The following is a 23,814-nucleotide window of genomic DNA, read 5'->3' as shown; positions in this document are numbered from 1 at the left end:
CAACATTAGCTCCCTAATTATTTCATTATACGATTGGTAATTTGATATCTTTGAACATGACTTCGATATCTTCATTTGAGCGTAAAGCAACTGCCTGATCAATAACATCACGTGTCAGGTGAGGCGCAAAACGCCACATAAAATCATACATGTAGCTGCGCAAGAAACTACTGCGACGAAAACCAATCTTAGTTGTGCTGTAGCTGAATTTATCACGCATATCAATGCAAACAAGGTCATTATCCTGCACCGGATCAACCGCCATGTTGGCAATAACCCCCACACCTAATCCTAACCGGACATAAGTTTTAATGACATCAGCATCTGTCGCAGTGAAAACAATTTTAGGCTTTAAGCCCACTTTATCGAATGCGACATCTAACTCAGAACGACCGGTAAAACCAAATGTATAAGTGACCAGTTGATATTCAGCCAGTTCTTCAATTGAAACACTCTCTTTACCTGCCAGCGGGTGATCCGACGTGACCACCAGCGTCCTGTTCCAATGGTAACAAGGCAACATTATCAAGTCTTCATATAAATGCAGTGCCTCAGTTGCAATAGCAAAATCAGCACTACCCTTACTGACAGCTTCAGCAATTTGTGTTGGCGACCCCTGATGCATGTGTAAAGAGACCTGCGGATAACGTTCAATAAAGCCTTTAATCACAGGAGGTAATGCATAACGGGCCTGTGTATGAGTAGTAGCAATATATAGCGAACCACGATTCGGATAAGTATGTTCACTAGCAACTGACCGTATTGCATCAATCTTAGATAATACTTCACGAGAAATTCGGACAACCTCTTCACCTGCGGGAGTAACATGCGTCAGGTGTTTACCACTACGGGAAAAAATCTGAATACCTAATTCATCTTCAAGCATTCTGACCTGCTTACTGATCCCGGGTTGAGAGGTATACAGTCCTTCTGCCGTAGATGAAACATTGAGGTTGTGGTTTACCACCTCCACGATGTAACGAAGCTGTTGCAATTTCATATAAACACCATCCCAAAATAAACGCTGTGAACAATTATGACTTAGAAATCTGGACTGATATTGCTGTTTGCTATTTATTATAACGAATAGAAATAATATTGTTGTCGCATATAACCACTATAACACGATTATATATTTATATAACGAATAATTAAAAATTCATAATGAATGTTTAACCGGATTCTAATTCATATATTTTAAGATAATGCCAATAGGCGAAAAAAGCCAACCTATAAGGTTGGCTTAATAGAAGAAAATAATCCCTTTTCTGAGAAAAAGAGAGTATTGATTCTGTCAGAAATTGTTACTTTTTGTCTTTCTCAACCCATTTCCCATCAACATAAAACACACTCCACCCCGTTGCCTTGCCATTTTTCTCTGAAGAAGCATATTGCTGTTTAGTCTTACGGCTAAAACGGATAACTGCTTTATTACCTTCAGCATCCGCCACAGGCGCATCAGCCAGATAGCGTAATTTCTCCGGCAAACGTTCTTTAAAACGCGCTAACTCTTCTACCAACGGCGCTCTGGTTTCTCTGGATTTAGGGAAAGTATTTGCTGCTAAAAATACACCGGCTGCACCATCACGCAATACAAAATAGGCATCAGATTTTTCACAAGGAAGTTCTGGTAGCGGAACCGGATCCTCTTTTGGCGGCGCGACTTCTCCACTGCGCAAGATTTTGCGGGTATTTTTACAAGTTTCATTGGTGCAGCCCATGTATTTACCAAAACGCCCCATTTTCAAGTGCATTTCAGCGCCACATTTATCACATTCGATAACAGGACCGTCATATCCCTTAATGCGAAATTCACCCTCTTCCACTTTGTAGCCATCACAAGCCGGGTTATTACCACAAACATGTAACTTACGTTGGCTATCAATAAGGTAACTGTCCATCGCTGTACCACATTTTTTACAGCGACGACGGGCGCGCAATGCGTTTGTTTCCGCCTCATCCCCTTCCAAGACATTAAGAATCTCATTTTCAGGGATAAGGTTTATCGTCTGCTTACAACGCTCTTTAGGTGATAACGCATAACCAGAACAACCCAAGAAAACACCCGTGGTTGCCGTTCGAATGCCCATAGAGCGCTGACATGTCGGGCACTCAATAGAGGTAATTACCATCGGATTAGGCCGCATACCGCCATCTTCCGGCTCTTTATTGGCGACGTCTAGCTGTTCACTAAAATCTGTGAAAAACTCATCCAGAATCCCTTTCCATTCGGCTTTGTTACTTGCAACCTGATCAAGCTGATCTTCCATTCGCGCAGTAAAATCATAACTCATCAGCTCGTTGAAATTTTCTTCCAGACGATCAGTAACAATTTCTCCCATTTTCTCCGAGTAAAAACGGCGACTCTCCACGCGAACATAACCACGCTCCTGAATCGTGGAGATAATGGAAGCATAAGTGGATGGGCGACCAATACTGCGTTTCTCCAGCTCTTTAACCAGGGATGCCTCACTGTAACGTGCCGGTGGTTTGGTGAAATGCTGGCTTGGGATCAGTTGTTGCAAATCAAGTTCTATACCAATTTCAACAACCGGCAACGTGTGGTCTTCATCACCTTTGCGTAACACAGGCATCACTTTTGTCCAGCCATCAAAACGCAGTGTACGACCTTTGGCCCGCAATTCAAAATCACCTGCCTGTACCATCAATGTTGTGGAATCGTATTTCGCCGGTGTCATCTGACAAGCCACAAACTGACGCCAGATTAGCTGATACAGCTTCTGTGCATCCGCATCCATATCTTTCAGTTGCTCTGCCATGATATCAACACTGGAAGGACGAATCGCTTCATGCGCTTCCTGTGAATTCTCTTTACTGCTGTAAGTATTGGCTGCTTTTGGCAGGTATTTATCGCCAAAATTATCACTGATATAACCACGAACCATATCCAGCGCATCCTGACTCAAGTTAGTTGAATCAGTACGCATATAAGTAATATATCCGGCCTCATACAAACGCTGAGCCATCATCATGGTCTTTTTAACACCAAACCCTAAACGCGTGCTGGCCGCCTGTTGCAATGTAGATGTGATAAACGGCGCACTCGGTTTACTGGAGGTTGGACGATCTTCACGATCGATCACTTTGTAACGGGCTTTTTCCAGTAAAGAGACGGCGGCTTGAGTTTGTTCACTATTAACCGGCTTAAACGGTTTACCCTGCTGATGGGTCACTTCCATATGCAGTGAAATTTCGCCTTTCGCCAGCAAATCAGCATGTAATTGCCAATATTCTACCGGTACAAACGCTTTAATTTCACGCTCTCTTTCTACTACAAGGCGTACCGCCACCGATTGCACACGACCGGCAGATAGCCCTCTAGCCACCTTTTTCCACAGTAGCGGAGAAACCATATAACCCACGACTCGATCCATAAAACGGCGAGCTTGTTGAGCATTTATCCGGTGAATATTTAATTCACCCGGATTATCAAATGCCTGTTTGATGGCATTTTTAGTGATTTCATTAAAAACAACCCGGCTAAAACGATCGCCATCACCGCCAATCACTTCCCGCAAGTGCCATGCAATGGCTTCTCCCTCTCGGTCAAGATCCGTTGCGAGATAAACATGATCAACTTTTTCAGCCAGTGATTTTAGCTCTGCCACGACCTTCTCTTTGCCCGGCAAAATCTGATAATTCGCTTCCCAACCACGGTATGGATCAACGCCCATACGGTTGACTAATGCAGCTTTCTCATCTTTTTTAACCTTCTTCTTAGACTTATCGGTAGATGAGCTCGAACTCTTTTGGCTGGCTGAGCCGCTGGTCGGCAAATCACGGATATGACCAACGCTGGATTTCACCACGTAGTCACTCCCCAAATATTTGTTGATTGTTTTGGCCTTTGCCGGGGACTCCACTATTACAAGAGCTTTACCCATAGTTATCTTTACCTAATTATCTTTTCAGATGGTGGAATTCACTGCGCCATATCACGGTATTTAAAACCTCTTTTTATATTGCGATAGATTCTCAATATATCAACTTATTTTTATTCAGTTGATTTTCCCAAACTCGAAACATATTGAATTATCTAAGGTATTTTAGATACCGCCCATGATCTATGCAAATGAATGAAGCGATCACCGTAAACAAAATCTTCCATCTGCATGATGAAAAGTTCACACTCTACCTGATAAAAAATGATGCGCAACAAATTATTTTTGATTAAGGATAGAAAAAGGTAGAACAGAACAACACCGATTAAAGGTGAACAATGACTAAAAAAAGCCAGCGATATTATCCGCCAACGTGAAGATTTTATTCATGGTATGTATATAAGTAGCGTAAAGCAAAAAGGAAATGTATTAGTATTAATGGTGAATTTTTTCTAAGGGAAAATGGTTTACCCACAGTAAAAAGTACTGCTATTTTCAATATGTTCAAACACCTGACGCATATCCTGTCGAAACAATATTATCTCGAAAATTAATAACAAAAATTTATTGAGCAACGAATAGGCAGATATATAAAAACGATATAAAAATATATCTGCCGGGTATAAAACAGCTCTGACAGTAAACTACAAGTATTAATTACATTTCTAAGGTGAGATCAGAGAAAAAACCCGCCATCAAACGATTAAACAGCTCTGGTGCTTCCCAAAATGGCCCATGTCCCAAGTTGAGCAAGTTATACACCTGACCAGTCCAGAGATTTTTGTAGGTTATCCCGTTAATGTAATCAATATTAACGAATAAATCTTCTGCGCCATTAACGATAGCCAGTGGCGTTGGGTTTGTTTCAACCAATAACCGTTGATCCATAACGTCCGGTGAAACCGACGCTTCAGACATATACTGCCGGGCCAAACCATCGGTCCGCGCCACTGCGGATCTCAAAAATGGCTCACAAAGTGCGTTTTCTCCATACAACGCCAGGGTATAATCCGTAATCTCCTCTTCTGTCAGCGAAGCCTTACCCGATATTGCCATAAACCGGCTTGGTTTAAATCCAAGACTGACATTCTCTGCGCCTGGACTAACCGGCGGCGTGCCACAAATCATTAGCCCAACAATCCCTGGGAATCGCGGGATCAGCTCTAAACCGATATGTCCCCCCAGTGACCATCCGAAAACAGCAACTTTATCGATGCCTAATTTTTCCAGTACTTCGATGATGCAAAGTGCATAACCAGGTATCGAATAGGTCCGGCGAGGGTCCACTGCATTTGATGAAGCACCGTGCCCTGGTAAATCAATCGCTAAAATCCGGTATTCGTCACCAAAACAGTTAATTTGATGGCGAAAAACGTCTTTGCAACTCGAATTACCGTGTATAAGGAGGACCGGTAACCCATCACCTCCCGTATCAGCAACAGAGATGACAGCATGACTGGTATGAATATCGTATTGTGAAATAGCCATAATACTTTATTTCCTTATGAATATTATTGTAAGTTGCCATTCTTCGGGAATTTTCATAATGCGTTTAAAGATGCCAATAACGCTGTGCAAAAGTGACTTGTATTTATTTGAAAATCAGCCAGACAGAACACATAAACGCAAAGCCAGAGTATCAACTATTGGTGTAGAAAAGCCTGCGGCTCATCACAAGCAGGAAGGGGGATGTAAAGCAAATTATGTAACACCTGTAATATTTTAACAGGGCCAAAATACCTGGCTTTTCAGGGGAATAACATCGTGAGAATAAGCGCCACTCTATTCAATTAGCACTACAATTAAGCAATATATCAAGGTACCCCTGAACGTCGAAATAGAACGCCTTGGGGTACGCCAAGATAATTGATTCAAAATAGCGGAATTTTAATTAAAGCAGAGGCTTCTCCCCTCTTTGCCACCAGCGCAATAATAGTTTATCAATACTTTCCATTGCATTGCCGGTGAAACGCTCTACCATGCGTTTACGGCGTGTATAACTGACACCAATAACTTCACAGTTATCTATTTGAGCAATCAACAGATCATCGCTGACACCAATTTCGTCAATCAATCCCTTCTCTTTCGCCTGTGAGCCGTACCAATATTCGCCTGTCGCCACACTTTCCACGTCAAGTGATGGGCGATGAGTATGAATAAACGATTTGAATAGTTCGTGAGTCTGATTCAGATCTTCCTGAAACTTTTTCCGACCCTGCTCTGTATTTTCCCCCAACACAGTCAGTGTACGTTTATATTCACCAGCCGTATGGAGTTCCACATCAATATCATTTTTCTTCAATAACTTATGAATGTTCGGAATCTGAGCGACCACGCCAATAGAACCAATGATGGCAAAGGGTGCAGCAACTACACGATCAGCAACACAAGCCATCATATAGCCCCCACTGGCAGCAACTTTATCTACGACGATAGTCAAGCGAATCCCTTTCTGACGCAAACGGGCAAGCTGAGAAGCCGCCAATCCATAGCCATGCACCATGCCTCCAGGACTTTCCAGACGTAACAACACTTCATCTTTTGCATCTGCCACGGCCAGAATTGCGCTAATCTCTTCACGTAATGAATCGACTTCATGTGCATCCATACTTCCTTTAAAATCCAGCACATAAAGACAAGGTTTCTGTAACCCTTTATGACCTGCCTTAGCGTCACTTTTCTTCTGCTTGGATTCGAGCTTTTGTTGCTTATTAAACGCTTTCTGCCAGATTTTTCCTTCCGCTTCCGTCATGCGTGCCCGCTGCATTTGACGCTGTTTATCCCGATATGATTCACCAAGGTCGGTGAGTTTCAGTTCTCCTTTTAGCGAGGATTTCCGCATTCCCATGCCAATACCGAATATTGCCAAAGCAATAACAGCCAACACCAATGTAACTACTTTGGCTAAAAACAACCCGTAAAGAGATAAGTACTCCACAAAATCCACCTTTTGTTTCTTAGACTATGAATTTACAAATGCATTTAATTTTTTTCATTTAAAAACAATATATTATAATTAATTCGCATTCAATAAATACGAATATGTACAAATAAAAACGTCCAGTATATCGGCCTCAGTAGCTAATTCTACACCATTAGATAGAGAAATGGGGGACCAGTTCAAAAATGAGGGATTAGATTGCAGAATCACAAAAACCCGGCGTTTCAACCAAGCACTATGGCTGTTACCACTACTTGACTGTTACAACTATCTGAAAGAGAAGCAGGAAATTATCGAACAATGGGAAAAGAGATCGTTATCGCTATATACCCGTTATCCTTCAAGTTGCCTCTTTGTTGGCTGCACTCGCTCACCCCGGTCACATAGTTACCTATGCTCCCGGGGATTCTCTCCCTTGCCGTCGCGATGCATCTTGAAATCCATAGGGTATAGATGATGCAATGGTTCGCTGACTACATTGATAAGACATCGGGAATAATATATACCCGTCATCTTTCAAGTTGCCTCTTTGTTGGCGGCACTCACTCACCCCGGTCACATCGTTATCTATGCTCCCGGGGATTCGCTCCCTTGCCGCCGCGATGCATCTTGAAATCCATAGGGTATACCCCAAACTTCATTAATGAGAGAAAAAGACTATGATATTCATTTTATTAAATGTAGTAAAATTGACTGTTTTCTTTATATTATTTGCAATATTTAGTTATTTTTTTATTTCAGGAAAAAACGTAAAAAAACAGTAATATCATCGGTGTTATCTGCCGTTGTTTTTATTCTAGTTGAGATTTTATCTCCAGCGCTGCTGCTCTGTTTTTTATATCTCTCTGAATTTTTTTATAATGCCGTGCATTAAATGCGCGGCATATTTAGTCCATAAATAATTCAGGTTGTCTTTAACTAAATAAAATCGTTACATAGCTCTTGTAATTTATTAATAACACGCCCCACATGGAAACCGTCACAAGCAGCATGATGCACCTGAATTGCCAAAGGCAACTGAGTTTGATTTCCATTTTGGTAAAATTTTCCCATTGTAAATATGGGTGGAAAATAATCGATAAAACTTGCAATGTTCAAGTTAAATCCATCAAAACTTACCCACGGCACTGATGATATGTGAAAGTGATTTTCAGGTAGTTCTGGTTTAGAAAAAAAGCAAAGATCATCTTTATAGGTTTCATAATCATCAGAATAGTTTTTCATAAACTCGGACAGATCAGCATTGAACTCAGTCCAAATCGCTGAGAATGTTTCTGTTTCCTTGTGAAAGATTGTATACGCAGGATTTACACCATCCCATACAATTAATTCTTCATCTTTTATAGCCATTCTGAACTCAGAATAAGAGTTCACAACTTTTGATATTAAATAAATCATGGTTGGATAGAATTTATATTGTTTTTCTACCAACGAAGATAACAAATGGGTAATATCAATTTTTGCTGTTAGACTAAATCCGCATTGCACAACATTACGGTAATGCAAGAAATGCTCTTTCCTATCCCAGAGATCTATATCAACCTTTGAGTAATTCATGTTTTCCCCTTCTAATGTAAAATTTAACAAATTGATTAAATTAGAAGGGCTGCTCTTTCTGTTTGTATTGGACTCATAATCACTCCGGTATGAAATTGGATTAAATACTCAGTTTCTGACGAAGAAAAATTATACATTAGCTAAAAATAAATAACTACCAACACAGCAACTATGCTCCGTTTATCTCCTGAGCAATCAACCTTAGCAAATTTGACTCAATATATCACTTTCTGTTTTGATAGCCCGAACGGCCTCCGACGGTAACAAATCGCGCCATCAATAACAGGAAATCTTCAAATGTTACATTACCAACCAAGACATGACCTCCTACAACAACGTATTATTTTGGTGACAGGTGCTGGAAAGGGTATTGGCCGTGAAGCGGCTTTGACCTATGCCCGTTACGGTGCACAAGTGATCTTACTTGGCAGAACAACACACAAACTGGAAGCTGTCCAAAAAGAGATTGAACAAGCAGGTGGGGTCCCTGCAACTGTTTACACCATGGATCTGCTTACCGCCACAGCCGAAGAGTGTCAGGCATTCGCTGGCGATTTAGCGCAACATTATCCGCATCTGGATGGCGTATTGCATAATGCAGGATTACTGGGAGCTGTCGCACCGATGGCAGAGCAGCCAGTGCAATTATGGCATGATGTTATGCAAGTCAACGTCAATGCGACCTTTATGTTAACGCAAGCCTTATTACCACTATTATTGAAGTCACCTGACGGATCATTAATCTTTACCAGTTCGAGCGTTGGCCGCGAAGGTCGTTGTGGTTGGGGAGCCTATTCCGCCTCTAAATTTGCAACCGAAGGCATGATGCAAGTTTTAGCAGCAGAATATAAGCACACTTCTCTACGCGTTAATTGTATTAATCCCGGCGGTACACGCACAAATATGCGCGCCCGCGCATTCCCTAACGAAAATTCTGCTAAACTGAAAACACCGGCAGATATTATGCCACTGTATCTTTATCTTATGGGCAGCGATAGTCTGCATAAAACAGGCATCAGTTTTGATGCCCAACCCGGACGCAAAGCAGGACCAGCCGAATAATGACAATCAATGACAACCAACATCAAAAAAGGCAACAACGCCTAAAAGAAAAAGTGGATTTTCGTATTGAAGCCGCCCAGTTAGAACGGGGTATTCTCATCGTTTTTACCGGCAATGGTAAAGGCAAAACCACTGCGGCATTTGGCACTGTAACCCGAGCGATAGGTCATGGATTTCGCGCCGGTGTGATCCAGTTTATCAAGGGGAAATGGGAGAATGGCGAGAAAAATCTGCTGGAACAGCATGGAGTGAATTTTCATGTTATGGCAACAGGTTTTACCTGGGAAACTCAAAGCCGGGAAACGGATACTGTAGCCTGCCAGCAGGTATGGCGCTATGCGTTAGAGATGTTATCTAATCCCGATTTGGATCTAGTTATCTTGGATGAACTGACTTATATGGTGAGTTATGGCTATCTTCCTCTGGAAGAAGTTATTACTGCGCTCAACCACCGACCGGAACACCAATCCGTTATTATCACCGGCCGGGGTTGTCATCGTGAATTATTGGAAATGGCAGATACCGTGACAGAGATGCGCCCGGTAAAACATGCCTTTGACGCCGGCATTAAAGCACAAAAAGGGATCGATTGGTAAAAAAGGCCCCGTTATAACACACGAGACCCAGAAAACTTAACGACCTTTTGGTGCGGTTGTTCGCCCCGCATTCTGGCGTGAACTGCCCGGACGTTTACCTGCCGATGGACGCGATGCGACTTGAGCATGGCGTTTAACCGCTCGGCGGATTTGGTTAGCTTTAAGACGGCGTTGATCACGCCCAACGGCCACTTTGGAAACCGTCTCTTCATTCAAATCCACTAATTGGCGTAAATAGTTAGTCTGCTCCAGACCCAATTCCGTCCATCCCCCGCGTGGTAAGCCTTTTGGCAAACTAATATCCCCATAACGCACACGAATAAGACGACTCACCTGTACACCAACTGCTTCCCAAAGACGACGAACTTCACGGTTACGTCCTTCTGTCAGCGTGACGTTATACCATTGATTCATCCCCTCTCCCCCCTTAAACGCGATAGTACGGAATGAAGCTGGACCATCTTCCAGTTGAATCCCTTTAGCCAGTTGTTTCAATTTGGCATCATCAACTTCACCAAAGACACGGACAGCATATTCGCGTTCAACTTCACGGCTTGGATGCATCAAGCGATTAGCCAGTTCACCATCCGTGGTAAATAGCAACAAACCACAGGTATTCACATCCAGACGCCCAACCGCTATCCAGCGGGAACCTAGCAATTTAGGCAGACGATCAAAAACCGTTGGCCGTCCTTCTGGATCATGACGAGTACAAAGCTCACCTTCTGGTTTGTAATAAGCCAAAACACGGCAAACCGCTTTTTGTGATTCTTTGATATTTAATACCCGACCATCGAGGCGGATTTTTGTGGCGGGCTGAACTTCAAGGCGATCACCTAAAGTCGCAATCTTACCGTCAACACTGACGCGCCCCTGTTGAATATAACCTTCTATTTCGCGGCGGGAACCGTGACCGGAACGCGCGAGAATTTTCTGTAACTTTTCAGATTTCTGTATCTTACCGCTCATTGAGCAACCTCTGTTGTCGCCTTCACAGGCGTCGTGTTATATATCAATCAATACGTTATGATAGAATTCAATCATAACAAACTGATTTTAATACATTTGATAGCATAGAATGCTAGAAAATAGCTCATACATTCTAATCCGTGGCCGAGCATTCTACACTAATTTCAGACACAATGATTCTAATCCAGCAATTCCCATCACACGAAAACTGAAAACATCATGGCTGGCGTAAGGTAACAATATCTCCATCCTTATCGCGATTTACCGACATTTAATATAACAGATTCCCCATTATCAGGATTAAAAAACCCAACACTGATCACATTTCATACTAGCCATTCTGACGGTCAATTAATTACACATTAGAGATCATCGCCAATCAATAAATAACCCATTGTCGATTGATTGATGATTCTGATCGAATAAACCCCCGTTGGGTTATAAACCGGCGGATAGATAACAGAAAATAACAAATTATGCCCTTCAGGATGGGATGCAATTGCCCCAATGGTGCTAACAAAGCCGCAATTACCAAGATAAAGCTGGCCCATATCGATCATCTCTATCCCTTTAATAAACATGTTAGGGGATTCAATAAAATCTTTAATACGGTTATGCTTATCAACTCCCCCGCTTTGCCATTGCTCAGGAGGATATGAATCATCCAATAAATAACCATTCTTCTCTGATAACGCTTTAATTAAGGCCAATACCGGATCTTTTGCATATAACGTGACGCCTTTAAAGTCAAAAGGTTCACAAGCAGCCAGAATATCATTTAATTCACTTAATTTTACCGCTTTATCAGGATCTCCGCTCAATGCTTCTTGCACTGATTTTTCAGCATATGCGTCACGTCCACATGCGATTAAATCTCTATCTGGTGATTTCTGCCATGTATGAACATTAGCGACATCAACTGGTTTATCGGAGAAATTAATAACTGACATTTTCAATATCCCTTGATTTTATAATGGATGGATAACCTTACGCTGTTATTTATATTAAATAGCCAGCCCAAAGATTTTTACCTAATAATATAATTAAATAATTAGCAAATAAACTTACCTTGGGTGAGGTAAATATTTCCTTATCACGTTATTAAAATCAACTTAATTATTAAATAGATGATAATTTTATTTTATTGAGTCAGCATTAATAATTCGAAACAACAATAACCATTTCTATTCAATTAAAAAATCAAAAATATATACCCTATGGATTTCAAGATGCATCGCGACGGCAAGGGAGAGAATCCCCGGGAGCATAGGTAACTATGTGACTGGGGTGAGCGAGTGCGGCCAACAAAGAGGCAACTTGAAAGATAACGGGTATAAAGCCTGCGTATAATACACAGGCTTTATATAGATTCTGAAAATAATTACTGCGTAGCTTATAAGAATGGCGTGATATTGCCAGCCCCTTCCCGTATTACAACCGGCGTATTCTCAGTTAAATCAATTACGGTGGTAGGCTGTTGCCCTAAATAACCCCCGTGAATAATCAGATCAACCCGTTTTCCCAAATTATCTTTAATTTCTTCAGGATCAGATTCAGCAAAATCATTGCCCGGCAAAATCAGGCTAGTGGACATCAATGGTTCACCCACCTGTTCAAGAAGCGCCAAAGCAATTGGATTAGATGGAACACGTAACCCGATGGTTTTCCGCTTATCATTCATCAAACGACGAGGTACTTCTTTCGTCGCTCGCAAAATAAACGTGTAATTGCCCGGAGTATTATTCTTAATCAGACGAAAAGCCGAATTATCGACATAAGCATAAGTCGATATCTCCGACAAATCCCGGCACATTAAGGTGAAATTATGATGACTGTCTAACTGGCGAATACGACATATCCGAGTCATCGAATCTTTATCTTCCAGATGGCAACCAATCGCATAACCGGAATCAGTGGGGTAAACAACCACCCCTCCTTTTTTCAACACATCCACACTTTGCCCTATTAAGCGGGGCTGCGGATTATCTGGATGAATATAAAAAAACTGGCTCATAAATTTTACCTCTTAATTTTATGCTGCCCCTACAGTGACCAGTTACGCCATATTGGTACCACATCACCAGGTAACCACAATTTACGCCCTAACTCTATCCATGAACAAGGCTGGTGAAAATCAGAACCTAACGAAGCCATCAAATCATATTCCCGTGACAACTGACCGAGATATTGCCGCTCGTTAGGTGCCTGCTGGCACTGTGCAACTTCCATTGCATCACCACCATGTTGTTTAAACCAGGCAATCAGACGCTTCAACCATTTGGTCGATAAATCATATCGTCCCGGATGCGCAATGACTGCTTGACCACCTGATTGATGAATGGCATCAATAGCTTGTTCAATTGTACACCATTGCGGTGGAACGTATCCGATTTTTCCCTTTGCCAGATATTTTTTAAATATTTTCGCCATTGTTGGCTCTCTGCCCATTTCAATTAAATAACGGGCAAAATGGCCTCGTGTTACTTGTCCACCATTCGCTAATCGGCTCGCTCCTGCCCAAGCATCGGAAATACCCACCTTTGCCAGCTTGCGACCTATTTCAATTCCTCGTTCTTTCCTGAGTTCAGATTGTTTATTAAGTAATTCAATCATTGCATTTGACTGAATATCAATGTTCAGACCAATAATATGAATCTCGATATTTTGCCACAAGGTGGATATCTCAACCCCTGATATGAGCTTTAATGGCAAATCATGTTGGTTGATATATTCATGGGCTGGCAAAATAGCGTCTGTCGTATCGTGATCAGTCACGGCCAATACATTAACGCCCATTGCCACCGCTCGTTCGACCAATTCTGCTGGTGAAAGTAAACCATCCGATGCAGTCGTATGGCTATGCAGATCGTAAATTGTTACTAACTCAGTGGCTGAATTTGTCATTATCCCTTTCTCTGCCCAAATAGCTTAAAACGCTTGATGGGATAGCTTAACGGTAAATGGTCGCGTTTTACAGAAATAATCATGTTCAGCCCTAGAATATCGGGTTGAACATGATTATTTTAAGAATGAAAAAACTGACAGATAAGAAAAGCAATATCCCTTTTTATTGGCAAAGAAAAATTAACCGGCGTTTTTCTTCACCTAACCAATAGATTTTAAATAATAGGGCTTACCCGGATTATAGAGTGGCCCCATGTCGATGGTTTCATCATTAGATTTGGCAATATAGCCCATCCCTTCTCTGGCCGCATTTGCCAACAAGCCACAATCCTGATCGCCTGACCAAGAAAATATGCCTCCCAGTTTATTCTTAGCGACATATTCCGCTTTTTGCTTCACCGTGCGAGGGGTATCTAATGAGATAAAGTGTCCCTCTTTTTCACTAAACAAAAAATCAGCATCAGCATTGGTATCTGTCATTAGCACAAAGCCATTTTTCCCGCTAGCGAGAGTGTGTTCACTATCCAGATAATTATTAACAATATCAAAGAATTCAGGTGAACCTTTTTCCATTGTTCCTAATGCATCGCCAGTTTTATTATATTCGCGCGTTTCAAGATTTGCCCCTTTGCCCGCACGGCCATAGTTAGCATAACCTAAATGAATTTTCTCCAAAGGTATGCCAAGCTCCTGATGTAGGTAATTGATAGCAACTTCCGCGGATAAATCAGACGCATCTGATGGATCAGGATCTTTTGGCGAATAGAGATTAGTATGATGGCCGATATAAGGTGCCCACCCGGTACCAAAATAGTCGTAACTCATTAAGTAAATATTATCCAGACCATTCTTGACTAATTCAGCAATATTAGAGGTTTTTAATTTCGCTTTTACACCACTACAAGCAATGGAGATCTCTTTTCTATCCTCTCGCCCAAATCGACTATCCAAAGATTCACGTAATTCTTTAATTAACAGAGCGTAATGTTCTCCATCTTTATCACTAATAACATTACCTTCCTCTCCCGGGCTTCCAGGATATTCCCAGTCAATATCGACACAACTGAACATAGGAAAACGCTCAAAGAAATCAACAATACTGTCAACAAAAACACGACGCAGTGCCGCATCAGCCGCCATCACGGAGAAATAACCGGACATACTCCAGCCACCAATACTAAAAGCTAATTCAAGTTTATGACCCGCTAAACGCGCCGTTTTTTGCAGTTCACGTAACCCACCTAATAAACCCGAAGCTCTCTTTTGTTGATAATAAGGCAAGAATGTTCCCGGACCGATATCAGTATTCGCGCTTTCTTTCGGTAATCCCACATTACGGGCAGTCCCTAAATCACCATAAGGGTCAAGAGGGACAATATGGCCTTCAGTAATTTTTATTTCACTCTGGCTATTCCAACCATCGGCAACCTCTTTGATTTTATCCCCTTTCACACCAGTATCACCGTAAATACCCAAAAAGCTAAATATTAACTTATCATAAGCGGTGACCTTGATAGTGCTTAAATCAAACCCTCTTCCCCGATCACCAGCCCCTTTATCCTCACCATCCAAACGTGCATCATATTGGCACCAATCAGTAATATAAGCAGAAAGTTTTGGCCTGGATTTATCGCTTTCATATTCATTAAACATCGGGCGACAAACACGCGTCGCAGTATAAGAAAGGTTACCCGCAGAACCATCAGGTTTAAAATTAACATCCGGCCGTTGATAGGTTTGTTCTGTAATAGCATCCGGTTGTAAAACCGGTGAAGGAATATCTTCGGTTGGATCAACGCGCCCATCGGTAGGATTTCCGTGCTGTTTTATCTCATCTTCCGTCGCTGGACGAATATATTTCCAGGCATTATGCGGTGTTCCCTCTTTAGCCGTAGGATCGGGAATATGCCAGCGTTCAACCCAATAAGTATTGGTATAAACACCACTATTAAAAATAACATTATAAACTTGGCCGCCTGCCTGATTATTCCATGCAGTTAATGGCTCACCAACAATATCACTTATGTCGGACATGGATTTCGATGAGGTATAAGTATATTTATTTACCATTTATAAACTCCAATGCGATTTATATTTAGCCTCCACATAATTAGAAGAGGCTAATTTGAATGTTAAAGATAATGAGTAAGCATTTTAAATTCAGGTGACTGATTCATTTAATGCTTAATTCTCGTTATCACAAATCTGGGTTTTCCTTTTTTAATAACTCTTTAACCGCCAGACCAAATGATGCAGATCCTTCTTGCGCGGTATATCGAATATGAAGAATAATATCGGTCAAACTTTCTAAATCCTGCGAGGTATTGGTAAATTGGAAATTCCAACTCGATCCTACTCCTACCCCCTCAAAGGGTAAGAAACGTTCATCATCGAAATTAAGCGTGAACATTCCGCTGTCATTAATCCCCGTAGATAAAGCAATTTGTTGATTAGGCTGGATACTGCGCACCGTATAAGGCGTTTCCGCACGAATTCCTTCTTTCAACATTTTTTCAACGGTTTTGAGATCCGCTTTTGTCGTATAACTGCTCACACCCGACAAACTTAGTTTGGCACAGATATCTTCATAAGGCCCAATTAACATAGGCAGCGTCACTGAAACTGATTTAATCCGCCGATTAAATAAACCCGGATAATCCGTACCAAATTGTTTTAACTCATCCAAATTAAAGGTGATTGCATTATGTGATTTCAGCACTTTGAGATTATCTTCCCAAGACTCGCCCAATAAAGATTTAAGCGAAATCGTTTTGATAATTTCCAATTTACGCGAATTTTGCTCAACGTAAGTGCGTTCCATACGTTGCAACGCCAATTTCAGATTTTCACCGACCAACAGCCCTTGATAGAGATCATTCCAGCTCGCGCCATCAATAAAATTCTGCTCGCCTAGTCCAAGTTCATATTGTAAAGAGGCTTGTGCGGATAAACACAACGATGAAACAGCATCATAAGCCTGCAAATAGAGGCTTGAGATCTGGCTAATCATCCAAGTATATAAGCTTTCATTAGTAAAACGGCTGGAGAAATACGCCAACAGTGCCTGAGATTGTTGTTGCTGTGCTTCAACTTGCGCCAAACGCTTACGTGCGGCACTAACCTGCAACTGCTGAATATTAATTTGCTGATCAATAGATTTTACTTCCCATTCAGCCTGTTTATATTGCAGTTCCCACTCTTGCCGGCGACGGCGATAAGATTCAGAAACACTGAGGCTATCAGCTTTAGTACTATCGGATTGATGTTTCAAGGTTGCTATTTCAGCAACAGCATTTAAAGCGGCCCCCCAATGTGAACCTCCAACTGCCAATCCATAAATATTGGGAACTAAATCCAGTGCCGCCGCCGCTGTTCTTGATACTTGTGAAGCCAACAGAGCAGAAGATGCCTGAGCCTGTAATTCAATAACCTGCTGTTCCGTTGACGAAATATTTTCATCATAAAGACTTTTATAATGTTCGTACCGCTCCTGAGCAGATTGTTTACTCACTTGCAACGCATCAAGACTGGCTTGGTTAATATTGATATCTTGTTGCTGAAGGTCAACCGCAAAACGGTAGAGATCATTATTCTGAACCATCTGAAATGATTCAAAACTCAAATTATCTTTCCGTTCCAACAAACTCAACAACGTGCTGCCAAATTGTATCAATGTATCGACACCCGATTTCGCCCGCGCCAACATCGGTTCAAAACGATAATTTGGTACTCTGAAATTCATTCTGCTGGCATTTCTGGCAGCAACAACCCGCTGATAACGCTGATTCATTAATCCACGAGGAGAAATTTTCGAATCATAAAGATCCATAGAAATTTCTTTACCATCCAGCGTTAAATTATGCCGTAAATTGTAAATCCGGCTTTCTATTTTATCCCACAGGGCCGTTAACTCTTCATTAATCGGTTTCATAAAGAGATCATTATCCAGCGCACGAATCGTTTTATCATGAACCACCGGGGCATAAGGCAAAGGATAACTTATCATCTCCAATGCACGTACTGCGCTACTCTTCTTATATAATGCATCCTCAAGAGTTATCGGCTGCCATGAACTGGCTAATTGGAGATCAGGACGCGCACCTAATAATGAACTTGCCGTTGCATAGCTCAGACGTGCCACCGTTCTGGCAGTAGGCTGTAACTTGCGATATTCCATGTCACCCTGATCGATAATATTCTTAACGTAGAAGTTAAAAATAGCCTTACGATAATGAATAGGTTCACTGGCAGAAATTGCATCAGGATCAGCCGGTTCTATTAAACTACGTAATCTCTTGGGTTCGTCAATGATCGGGCGACTATTCCAATAACGTGGCTTATCTTGTTCCAGCGCCGGTTCGTCATTACTTTCAAAAGGATTAAAAATAAACTTAATCCAGCGACTGGCTTCTTCATAACGCTGTTCGACATTAAACCGCCAGGCCACCATAAATGGCATATGGAAGAATAATTCCCAGAAATAAATACCATTTGCCCCTTTAAGGTCGATAGGTTTTGAAACATTACCGGTAATCGGCTCTTCATGAATATTTTGCGTTTCCCAACTGAGAACTTTATCCAGTTTTTGACTCGCCTTACTAATTAATTCTTTTGCAAACAGGGTATTTAGACGAATCGCCTTGTCAGAATACCAACTTTCTAATGGTTCCTCTGGTTGCTCTTCTTTTGGAAATTGCAAATACTGAGTTTGTTTAGTCTGTTTAATCTGAACCTTGTCACGGAGCAATTTCCCAACACTCAATTTTTGCTTAATTTTACCTGCAATATCTCCAGTTTCCGACGGCAAACTAAAACCCGTAACAACCGTCACATCACTCCTATCGCATCGATTCAATGTGACACTCAGCTTTGGATCATAATCTTCCGGGGTAAGCACTTTATAATTCAACCAACAGCGTTCACCCTGACTATCTTCTAACCAAATACAATAAAGGATATTTTTGCTTCTGCTAAAATCATATTTATACGTTGAAGTGGACGTAAGATACATATTCAATGTCCCGTCAACATAAGTCGCATCCAGCTTGAAATCGTCTATTTTACCCAGTTGTCCTTCAAATTCTTTTTCCCCTGCTATCGGCCATTTCATATTATTATTAACAGGGTAAAGCACCAATTGCTTATATTCGTCCGGCCCACCATTTGCGGGTTCCCGGAAATAGAACCAGACTAAAGCAGCGCCATATGCATCCAGATCAGATAACTTCGAAGTGGATTTAGGCAAATCCGTTGCTTCCATTAATAAATTGTCACAAACATAGGTAAAAACTTCGTCATAATCGTATGCTTTTCCATCATTACCTGTACCCTGCATACGTACAAATGCCACCAACGCTAAACGTTCAACGTCTCCGGTACGATCGAGAACCGCAATCAACTCTTTCATAGAATGATCAAGTAAATCTTCACGAACGGTAGTGCCGGTACTCCAGGTACCATCAAACGCTAAATGAGCCAAATTAAGTTTGGTACGATACTTAATACTATTACCTTGATCTTGTTTTTCTTCAGAGACTTCAAACCAACTAATATATAATCGGTTATTCAAGATAATTGGACGAACAATACCGTTAAACGCATTTTCCAAAGGAACATTAATCAGCTTCCACTCACTCCAGGCGGTAGGATAAAGTTCATCAGTCTGATTATTACGCTGTTTGGCATCTAAAGTTCGCCAGAAATAACGGTAAGGTTGAGTTCGTGTTTTAGCAATGAAATAGACCTTATCATCGGCAATATCAATACCATCTTCGTAGCCAGCAATAACCTCTAAATTACTGACCTCTTCGAAGTTATTCAAATATCCCAATATCGCTTTCTGAGCAACATCATCGGTGAGCTTACCCTGATTAAGTGCGCTTTCAAGTTGGAAAAAGAATTCTGTTTTGGTTAAACGTAATGTGGGATCAACATAGACTTCCGGGTAAATAGCCAGTTGTTGATTTGCCGCCCAATAACCATAACGATTAGCAAACTCCTGCCAATTATCTGCCTCTTCCTGAGTCATCGATAAACCTGACTCTAAATTCAAAACAATACGGTTAATATATTGTTGTATAGATTGGGTAATATGTGCGATACGGGCTGTTTTTACTTTGGAAGAGACCTGAGTGTCTAACAATAGAAAATCATACAAGTCATCAACATTTTGAATTCTTTCACGCAAGGATTGAAAAGCAGTATCATGCGGAACAATCTGACCAAGATAATAATCAACTAATGCATCACGCAAATTTTCCTGTAATTTTGCTTCAATTAAATTAGACATTCTCATTATCTCCTTGCGCTTTTAATGCAGCCATTACTGCTTCACCGATGCTTTGGAAAGCTTCAAAATCTGAATTAACATCAAGTGCACCAGCACCTAATAAAGGCTCAACGGATAAATTAGTTTTCACAGAAAATTGTTGTAGCCGTCGTATCCAATCTATTTGGGATAAGGTCATCGCACGTTTTCTTTCTAATCCTCCTTTATCGCAAGCAAGATAAATTTCATCAGGACCCCAATCTAAAATTTCAGCCAGTAATTGCGCACATTTATAATTATTATCATCCTCTTCCGTCTTCGGTAAAATTTCACTGTTAGCAAAAGTAAAATATTCCTGAACCTTATCTTCATTTTGTGTCGCATTTTCCAGTAAATCTTGATAGCGATTCAATAGGAAAATTTCATCTAAAGATAATGATATTTCTGTTGTTTCATCTATGGTTAGTCCAAGCCATTTAGGATTTGTCAGGCGCAATAACAATAGATTATTACCTATGCTCAACGCATTAATTAATTGGGTATAAATTAACAGACTATAGGTTAAATCCAGAAACTCTTTTTTAATATCTTCAACTTTTTCTGATGTATTATCTAACACCATTTTCAACACTGAATAAACACTACTTCCTAACCAACGCAATTGTAGTGGCACAATATCTCTTGATACCCCATATTCACCCGCAATAGCGCTAGATAATAGACTTTCTTGTGCGGTTTTAGCTTGCAATATAATCTGTACGACAATATTAATTTGATTATCATCTGGAATTTTATTCGCTACAATATCTTCTATCTTTTTCCTCAGAGATTCTTCATCTGTTTTTCCCCATACCAACGGAATATCTTTGATTAATCCATTATCCCTATCAAAAACACCATTTTCATCTGACAAAATGGTCCACCAATCTGTACCATTTATTTCTTGCCGATTAAAATCAGAGACTTGCAAACGTACATTATCAGTAAGACCGTCAGAAATTCCTTTATAAAAAGTTAACATACCACTTGTTGGCACGACCGGAAGCTGAGTTTTACCTAATAATAGAGAAAGCTTAATTGGTGTCAGTTTCGTTTTAGTGAGCCAAGAAGTTAAAACCTCCATTTGGGCAATAATACTGAGGATGTCATCTTTCTCTCCTAAAGCCGGTATATTTGCCAGATATTCGCTTTTATCCGTTAAAATATCTACTAGAATTAATCCATCTTCCGCAGAAAAACCAAATAATCGTGGAATAGTCACCAAGCGATAAAGTCTGGATACGACATCAAGATTACGCACTAATTTGCCAGAAGAGAGTTTCAATGCTTTCTCAACGATAGGCGCAATCACTTGAAACGTGGATAAAGAAATAGCTAACCCTGCACATAATTGTTTAACTGTTTTTGCGCCATCTCCTTGATTTTCCGTATAATTAAATTCTTTCCCATCCAGAATTAAAGGCTGATCAAAAAGTTTAGACTGATTAAATAGTTGATCAAAAAATGGAATATTATTGCTAATAGCAAATGGCGTAATTTGATATATCCATCCGGCAAACGTCTCCGGTAATACTTTATATTGTGTCGATAAATGACGGAATAAACCTAATGCTCTTAATGTATTATTAGAGATAGCCAAATCGGTATTATTAGTCTCAGCTTTTATTGCTGAAATTACCAATAAATCAAGCTGATGATAAGGTAACGCTAACCAACGCTGTAAACGAATAAAGCGGTTCATTCGATCATAACGAAAATCAGAAACTGCATCTATTTCCCGTCCTGAGTCCGTTCTCACAATGCTTAATGCGTCTAATTGCCCCACATTTATATAAATTCCACCATAGTGATAAGGTGCAGGAAAGTGTTCTGATGTTTGCCCACTATCGAAGATAGGATTAGAAAATACCACATTTGGCGACACTAAAGGCCGGAAATCACCACTACTAAACAGGTGTTCGAGATCTGTCACTTTCGATCCTGTTTGTTGACCAAAAGATAAAATCTCTGTTAATTTCACACGTTCATCCGCAGAAACGCCATAGTTATCTTGGAAAAATTTTTCTGCTTCTGGCAATAATTCTGATTGTGCAGTCCCTTGCTTAGCAATAGCAAAACGATAAGTCATGGTCAGAAAATTAATGCCTTCAATATTTACCGTGGTATTATTTGTACTTTCTTTGGGTATCGCGGCATAAACTGTCATTTCACCAAAGAAAGGACCATTATCTAAATTACCGATATCACTATTATCACTTTCTACATAAGTTAACTTTAACTGTCGGCTAAATGGTGATGAATTATCGAAAGGCTCCATCCTCGCTTTTATGCGATTGTAGGTCAGAACATTTTCACCACGAAGTTTAACTTTGATCGTCTCTTTAGCTTTATTTTCACAGGTAACGACAATTTCATCATAAGCTTTATCAACATTATCACTCAATAATGTCGGGCCAGTGATATTTTCATCAGCATGAATAATATAAGCATGTTTTGCAACATCACGTTCAGGCAATATTTCTGTTGTACTTGTGCTGAAATAGCTATTAATAAGTTGTTCGCGTGATAAAAAGTTTTGCGCAAATGGGCTTTTCTCTGTCAGTAAACTCATTTGCTCCTTACTTAATTGAGTATAAGCAAGCAGAGCCTGATCACGTTTTTCCGTTAAGATATGCCAAGGAAATTGTTGATTCACTTGCTGAATAACTGTACCTAATTCAGTCTCTTTTTCGGCCAAACCTTTATTGATCTGTTGCGAGGGTAAACTATAGGGTAATGTAAAGGGAAAACGAGTCTCTCCCAAAACCTGATTAACCGGTTTTTCCGCCTGACCTGTCTGATCAATATATTCCCTGGCACTTTTCGACAAAACATCATTCACAATAGATATTGCCGTGATCTCTTTGTAAAGATTATCACTATTAAGTAATAAGTCAGGAATATCAGCACGCCTTTGCTCCAACCCCACGGCATTATTAGAGCCATCTAACTCTATTTGTTGTACAAACTTATAAAGATCAAGCAGGTAATTTACCGGACTGTCAAGGGATTCAATAGCGTTTGGCTGACAGAAACTATCCCAAGGCTCAGGAAATAGGTTACTGTAATCAGGTAATTTTTCTTTCTCATCTGCATCATTATTGCTATAAGAAAAATATCTTGCCTGATGACTCGCTTTTGTTAATGATGCGCCATCGTAATCCCTCAATTGTCTTTGCCGATAACTTTGTACCAATTGATTAGCCGCACTCACTGCTTTATCAAAAATTACCTCTGCATGACCTGATAAAGATTGATTATGGCGTTTAATAAATCGTTGCTTTGATACTTCTACAATATCAAAAATTGAGTGATATCCCAGACGCTGGAGTGTATTAACCAGCGTGATAGTGGAATTATCTTCTTTCTCTACTGAGTTTAATAACATATAACCTGATGGCGATTTTGACGATTTGATTTCTGCCACCGCAGCTAATAATGGTGATACTTTTGTTATATCCTGTTTTTCACGAGAAATGCTTTTATATTTATCCATTATATTATTCCCAACCTAATTAATCGGAAACACCTGAACAGAACAGTTATAGAGACTATAACCATTTTAAGTAGTGAGAT

General features: G+C 40.5%; 15 protein-coding genes and 1 pseudogene. 4 read left to right on the top strand and 12 right to left on the bottom strand.

The features are described 5' to 3' along the window. Nucleotides 1-25: 25 nt before the first annotated feature. Complete coding sequence (cysB, locus tag LG003_RS01815; RefSeq protein ID WP_112879399.1) at nt 26-1,000, bottom strand: HTH-type transcriptional regulator CysB; 975 nt, start codon at nt 998-1,000, stop codon at nt 26-28. Between the two features lie 304 nt (nt 1,001-1,304). Then, entirely contained in the window at nt 1,305-3,905 is a 2,601-nt protein-coding gene (gene topA, locus LG003_RS01810) for a type I DNA topoisomerase (RefSeq protein ID WP_112879400.1), read from the bottom strand. Between the two features lie 351 nt (nt 3,906-4,256). On the opposite strand from topA, the pseudogene LG003_RS01805 reads away from it, so the two are divergent. Next, nucleotides 4,257-4,456 (top strand): annotated as a pseudogene (locus LG003_RS01805) (DUF2498 family protein); the annotation flags it as partial. A gap of 103 nt (nt 4,457-4,559) precedes the next feature. On the opposite strand, the gene LG003_RS01800 reads toward LG003_RS01805, so the two are convergent. Continuing rightward, the gene (locus tag LG003_RS01800) at nt 4,560-5,390 is read right to left on the bottom strand and encodes an alpha/beta fold hydrolase (RefSeq protein WP_112879401.1); all 831 of its coding nucleotides are present in this window, start codon (nt 5,388-5,390) and stop codon (nt 4,560-4,562) included. A gap of 58 nt (nt 5,391-5,448) precedes the next feature. On the opposite strand from LG003_RS01800, the gene LG003_RS01795 reads away from it, so the two are divergent. Continuing rightward, nucleotides 5,449-5,628, top strand: coding sequence for a hypothetical protein (locus LG003_RS01795; protein WP_262980040.1), 180 nt, complete (start codon nt 5,449-5,451; stop codon nt 5,626-5,628). Between the two features lie 165 nt (nt 5,629-5,793). On the opposite strand, the gene sohB is transcribed toward LG003_RS01795, so the two are convergent. Both sohB and catA read right to left on the bottom strand, forming a co-directional pair. Then, a complete protein-coding gene (sohB, locus tag LG003_RS01790; RefSeq protein ID WP_112879402.1) occupies nt 5,794-6,840 on the bottom strand; it encodes a protease SohB in 1,047 nt (348 codons plus the stop codon). 921 nt (nt 6,841-7,761) lie between these two features. Next, complete coding sequence (gene catA / locus LG003_RS01785; RefSeq protein ID WP_262980039.1) at nt 7,762-8,400, bottom strand: type A chloramphenicol O-acetyltransferase; 639 nt, start codon at nt 8,398-8,400, stop codon at nt 7,762-7,764. Between the two features lie 297 nt (nt 8,401-8,697). On the opposite strand from catA, the gene LG003_RS01780 reads away from it, so the two are divergent. Next, the gene (locus tag LG003_RS01780; protein WP_262980038.1) at nt 8,698-9,462 is read left to right on the top strand and encodes a YciK family oxidoreductase; all 765 of its coding nucleotides are present in this window, start codon (nt 8,698-8,700) and stop codon (nt 9,460-9,462) included. Further along, nucleotides 9,462-10,058, top strand: coding sequence for a cob(I)yrinic acid a,c-diamide adenosyltransferase (cobO, locus tag LG003_RS01775; protein ID WP_370446080.1), 597 nt, complete (start codon nt 9,462-9,464; stop codon nt 10,056-10,058). The genes LG003_RS01780 and cobO overlap by 1 nt, the downstream gene beginning before the upstream one ends. 36 nt (nt 10,059-10,094) lie before the next feature. Here the strand turns inward: cobO and rluB are convergent, their stop codons facing one another. The 7 genes from rluB to LG003_RS01740 all read right to left on the bottom strand — a co-directional run bounded on the left by rluB (nt 10,095) and on the right by LG003_RS01740 (nt 23,734). Further along, nucleotides 10,095-11,027, bottom strand: a complete 933-nt coding sequence (gene rluB, locus LG003_RS01770; RefSeq protein ID WP_112879405.1) for a 23S rRNA pseudouridine(2605) synthase RluB — start codon at nt 11,025-11,027, stop codon at nt 10,095-10,097. A gap of 362 nt (nt 11,028-11,389) precedes the next feature. Beyond that, on the bottom strand, nt 11,390-11,977 hold the full coding sequence (locus LG003_RS01765; protein WP_262980037.1) for a C2 family cysteine protease: 588 nt from the start codon (nt 11,975-11,977) through the stop codon (nt 11,390-11,392). A gap of 443 nt (nt 11,978-12,420) precedes the next feature. Then, complete coding sequence (locus LG003_RS01760; RefSeq protein ID WP_112875897.1) at nt 12,421-13,041, bottom strand: L-threonylcarbamoyladenylate synthase; 621 nt, start codon at nt 13,039-13,041, stop codon at nt 12,421-12,423. A 29-nt stretch (nt 13,042-13,070) separates the two neighbouring features. Further along, complete coding sequence (gene rnm / locus LG003_RS01755; protein ID WP_112875896.1) at nt 13,071-13,931, bottom strand: RNase RNM; 861 nt, start codon at nt 13,929-13,931, stop codon at nt 13,071-13,073. Between the two features lie 201 nt (nt 13,932-14,132). Then, the gene (locus LG003_RS01750) at nt 14,133-16,001 is read right to left on the bottom strand and encodes a glycoside hydrolase family 18 protein (RefSeq protein ID WP_112875895.1); all 1,869 of its coding nucleotides are present in this window, start codon (nt 15,999-16,001) and stop codon (nt 14,133-14,135) included. A 127-nt stretch (nt 16,002-16,128) separates the two neighbouring features. Next, a complete protein-coding gene (locus LG003_RS01745) occupies nt 16,129-20,220 on the bottom strand; it encodes a Tc toxin subunit A-related protein (RefSeq protein WP_262980036.1) in 4,092 nt (1,363 codons plus the stop codon). Further along, nucleotides 20,213-23,734 (bottom strand): Tc toxin subunit A, encoded by a 3,522-nt coding sequence (locus LG003_RS01740; protein ID WP_112875893.1) that lies wholly within the window; start codon nt 23,732-23,734, stop codon nt 20,213-20,215. Before LG003_RS01740 ends, LG003_RS01745 begins: the two co-directional genes overlap by 8 nt. Between the last annotated feature and the right edge of the window lie 80 nt (nt 23,735-23,814).

The organism is Photorhabdus kleinii (assembly GCF_025384885.1).
Lineage (GTDB): Bacteria > Pseudomonadota > Gammaproteobacteria > Enterobacterales > Enterobacteriaceae > Photorhabdus > Photorhabdus kayaii.
This window is presented reverse-complemented; position numbering and strand designations above follow the sequence as displayed.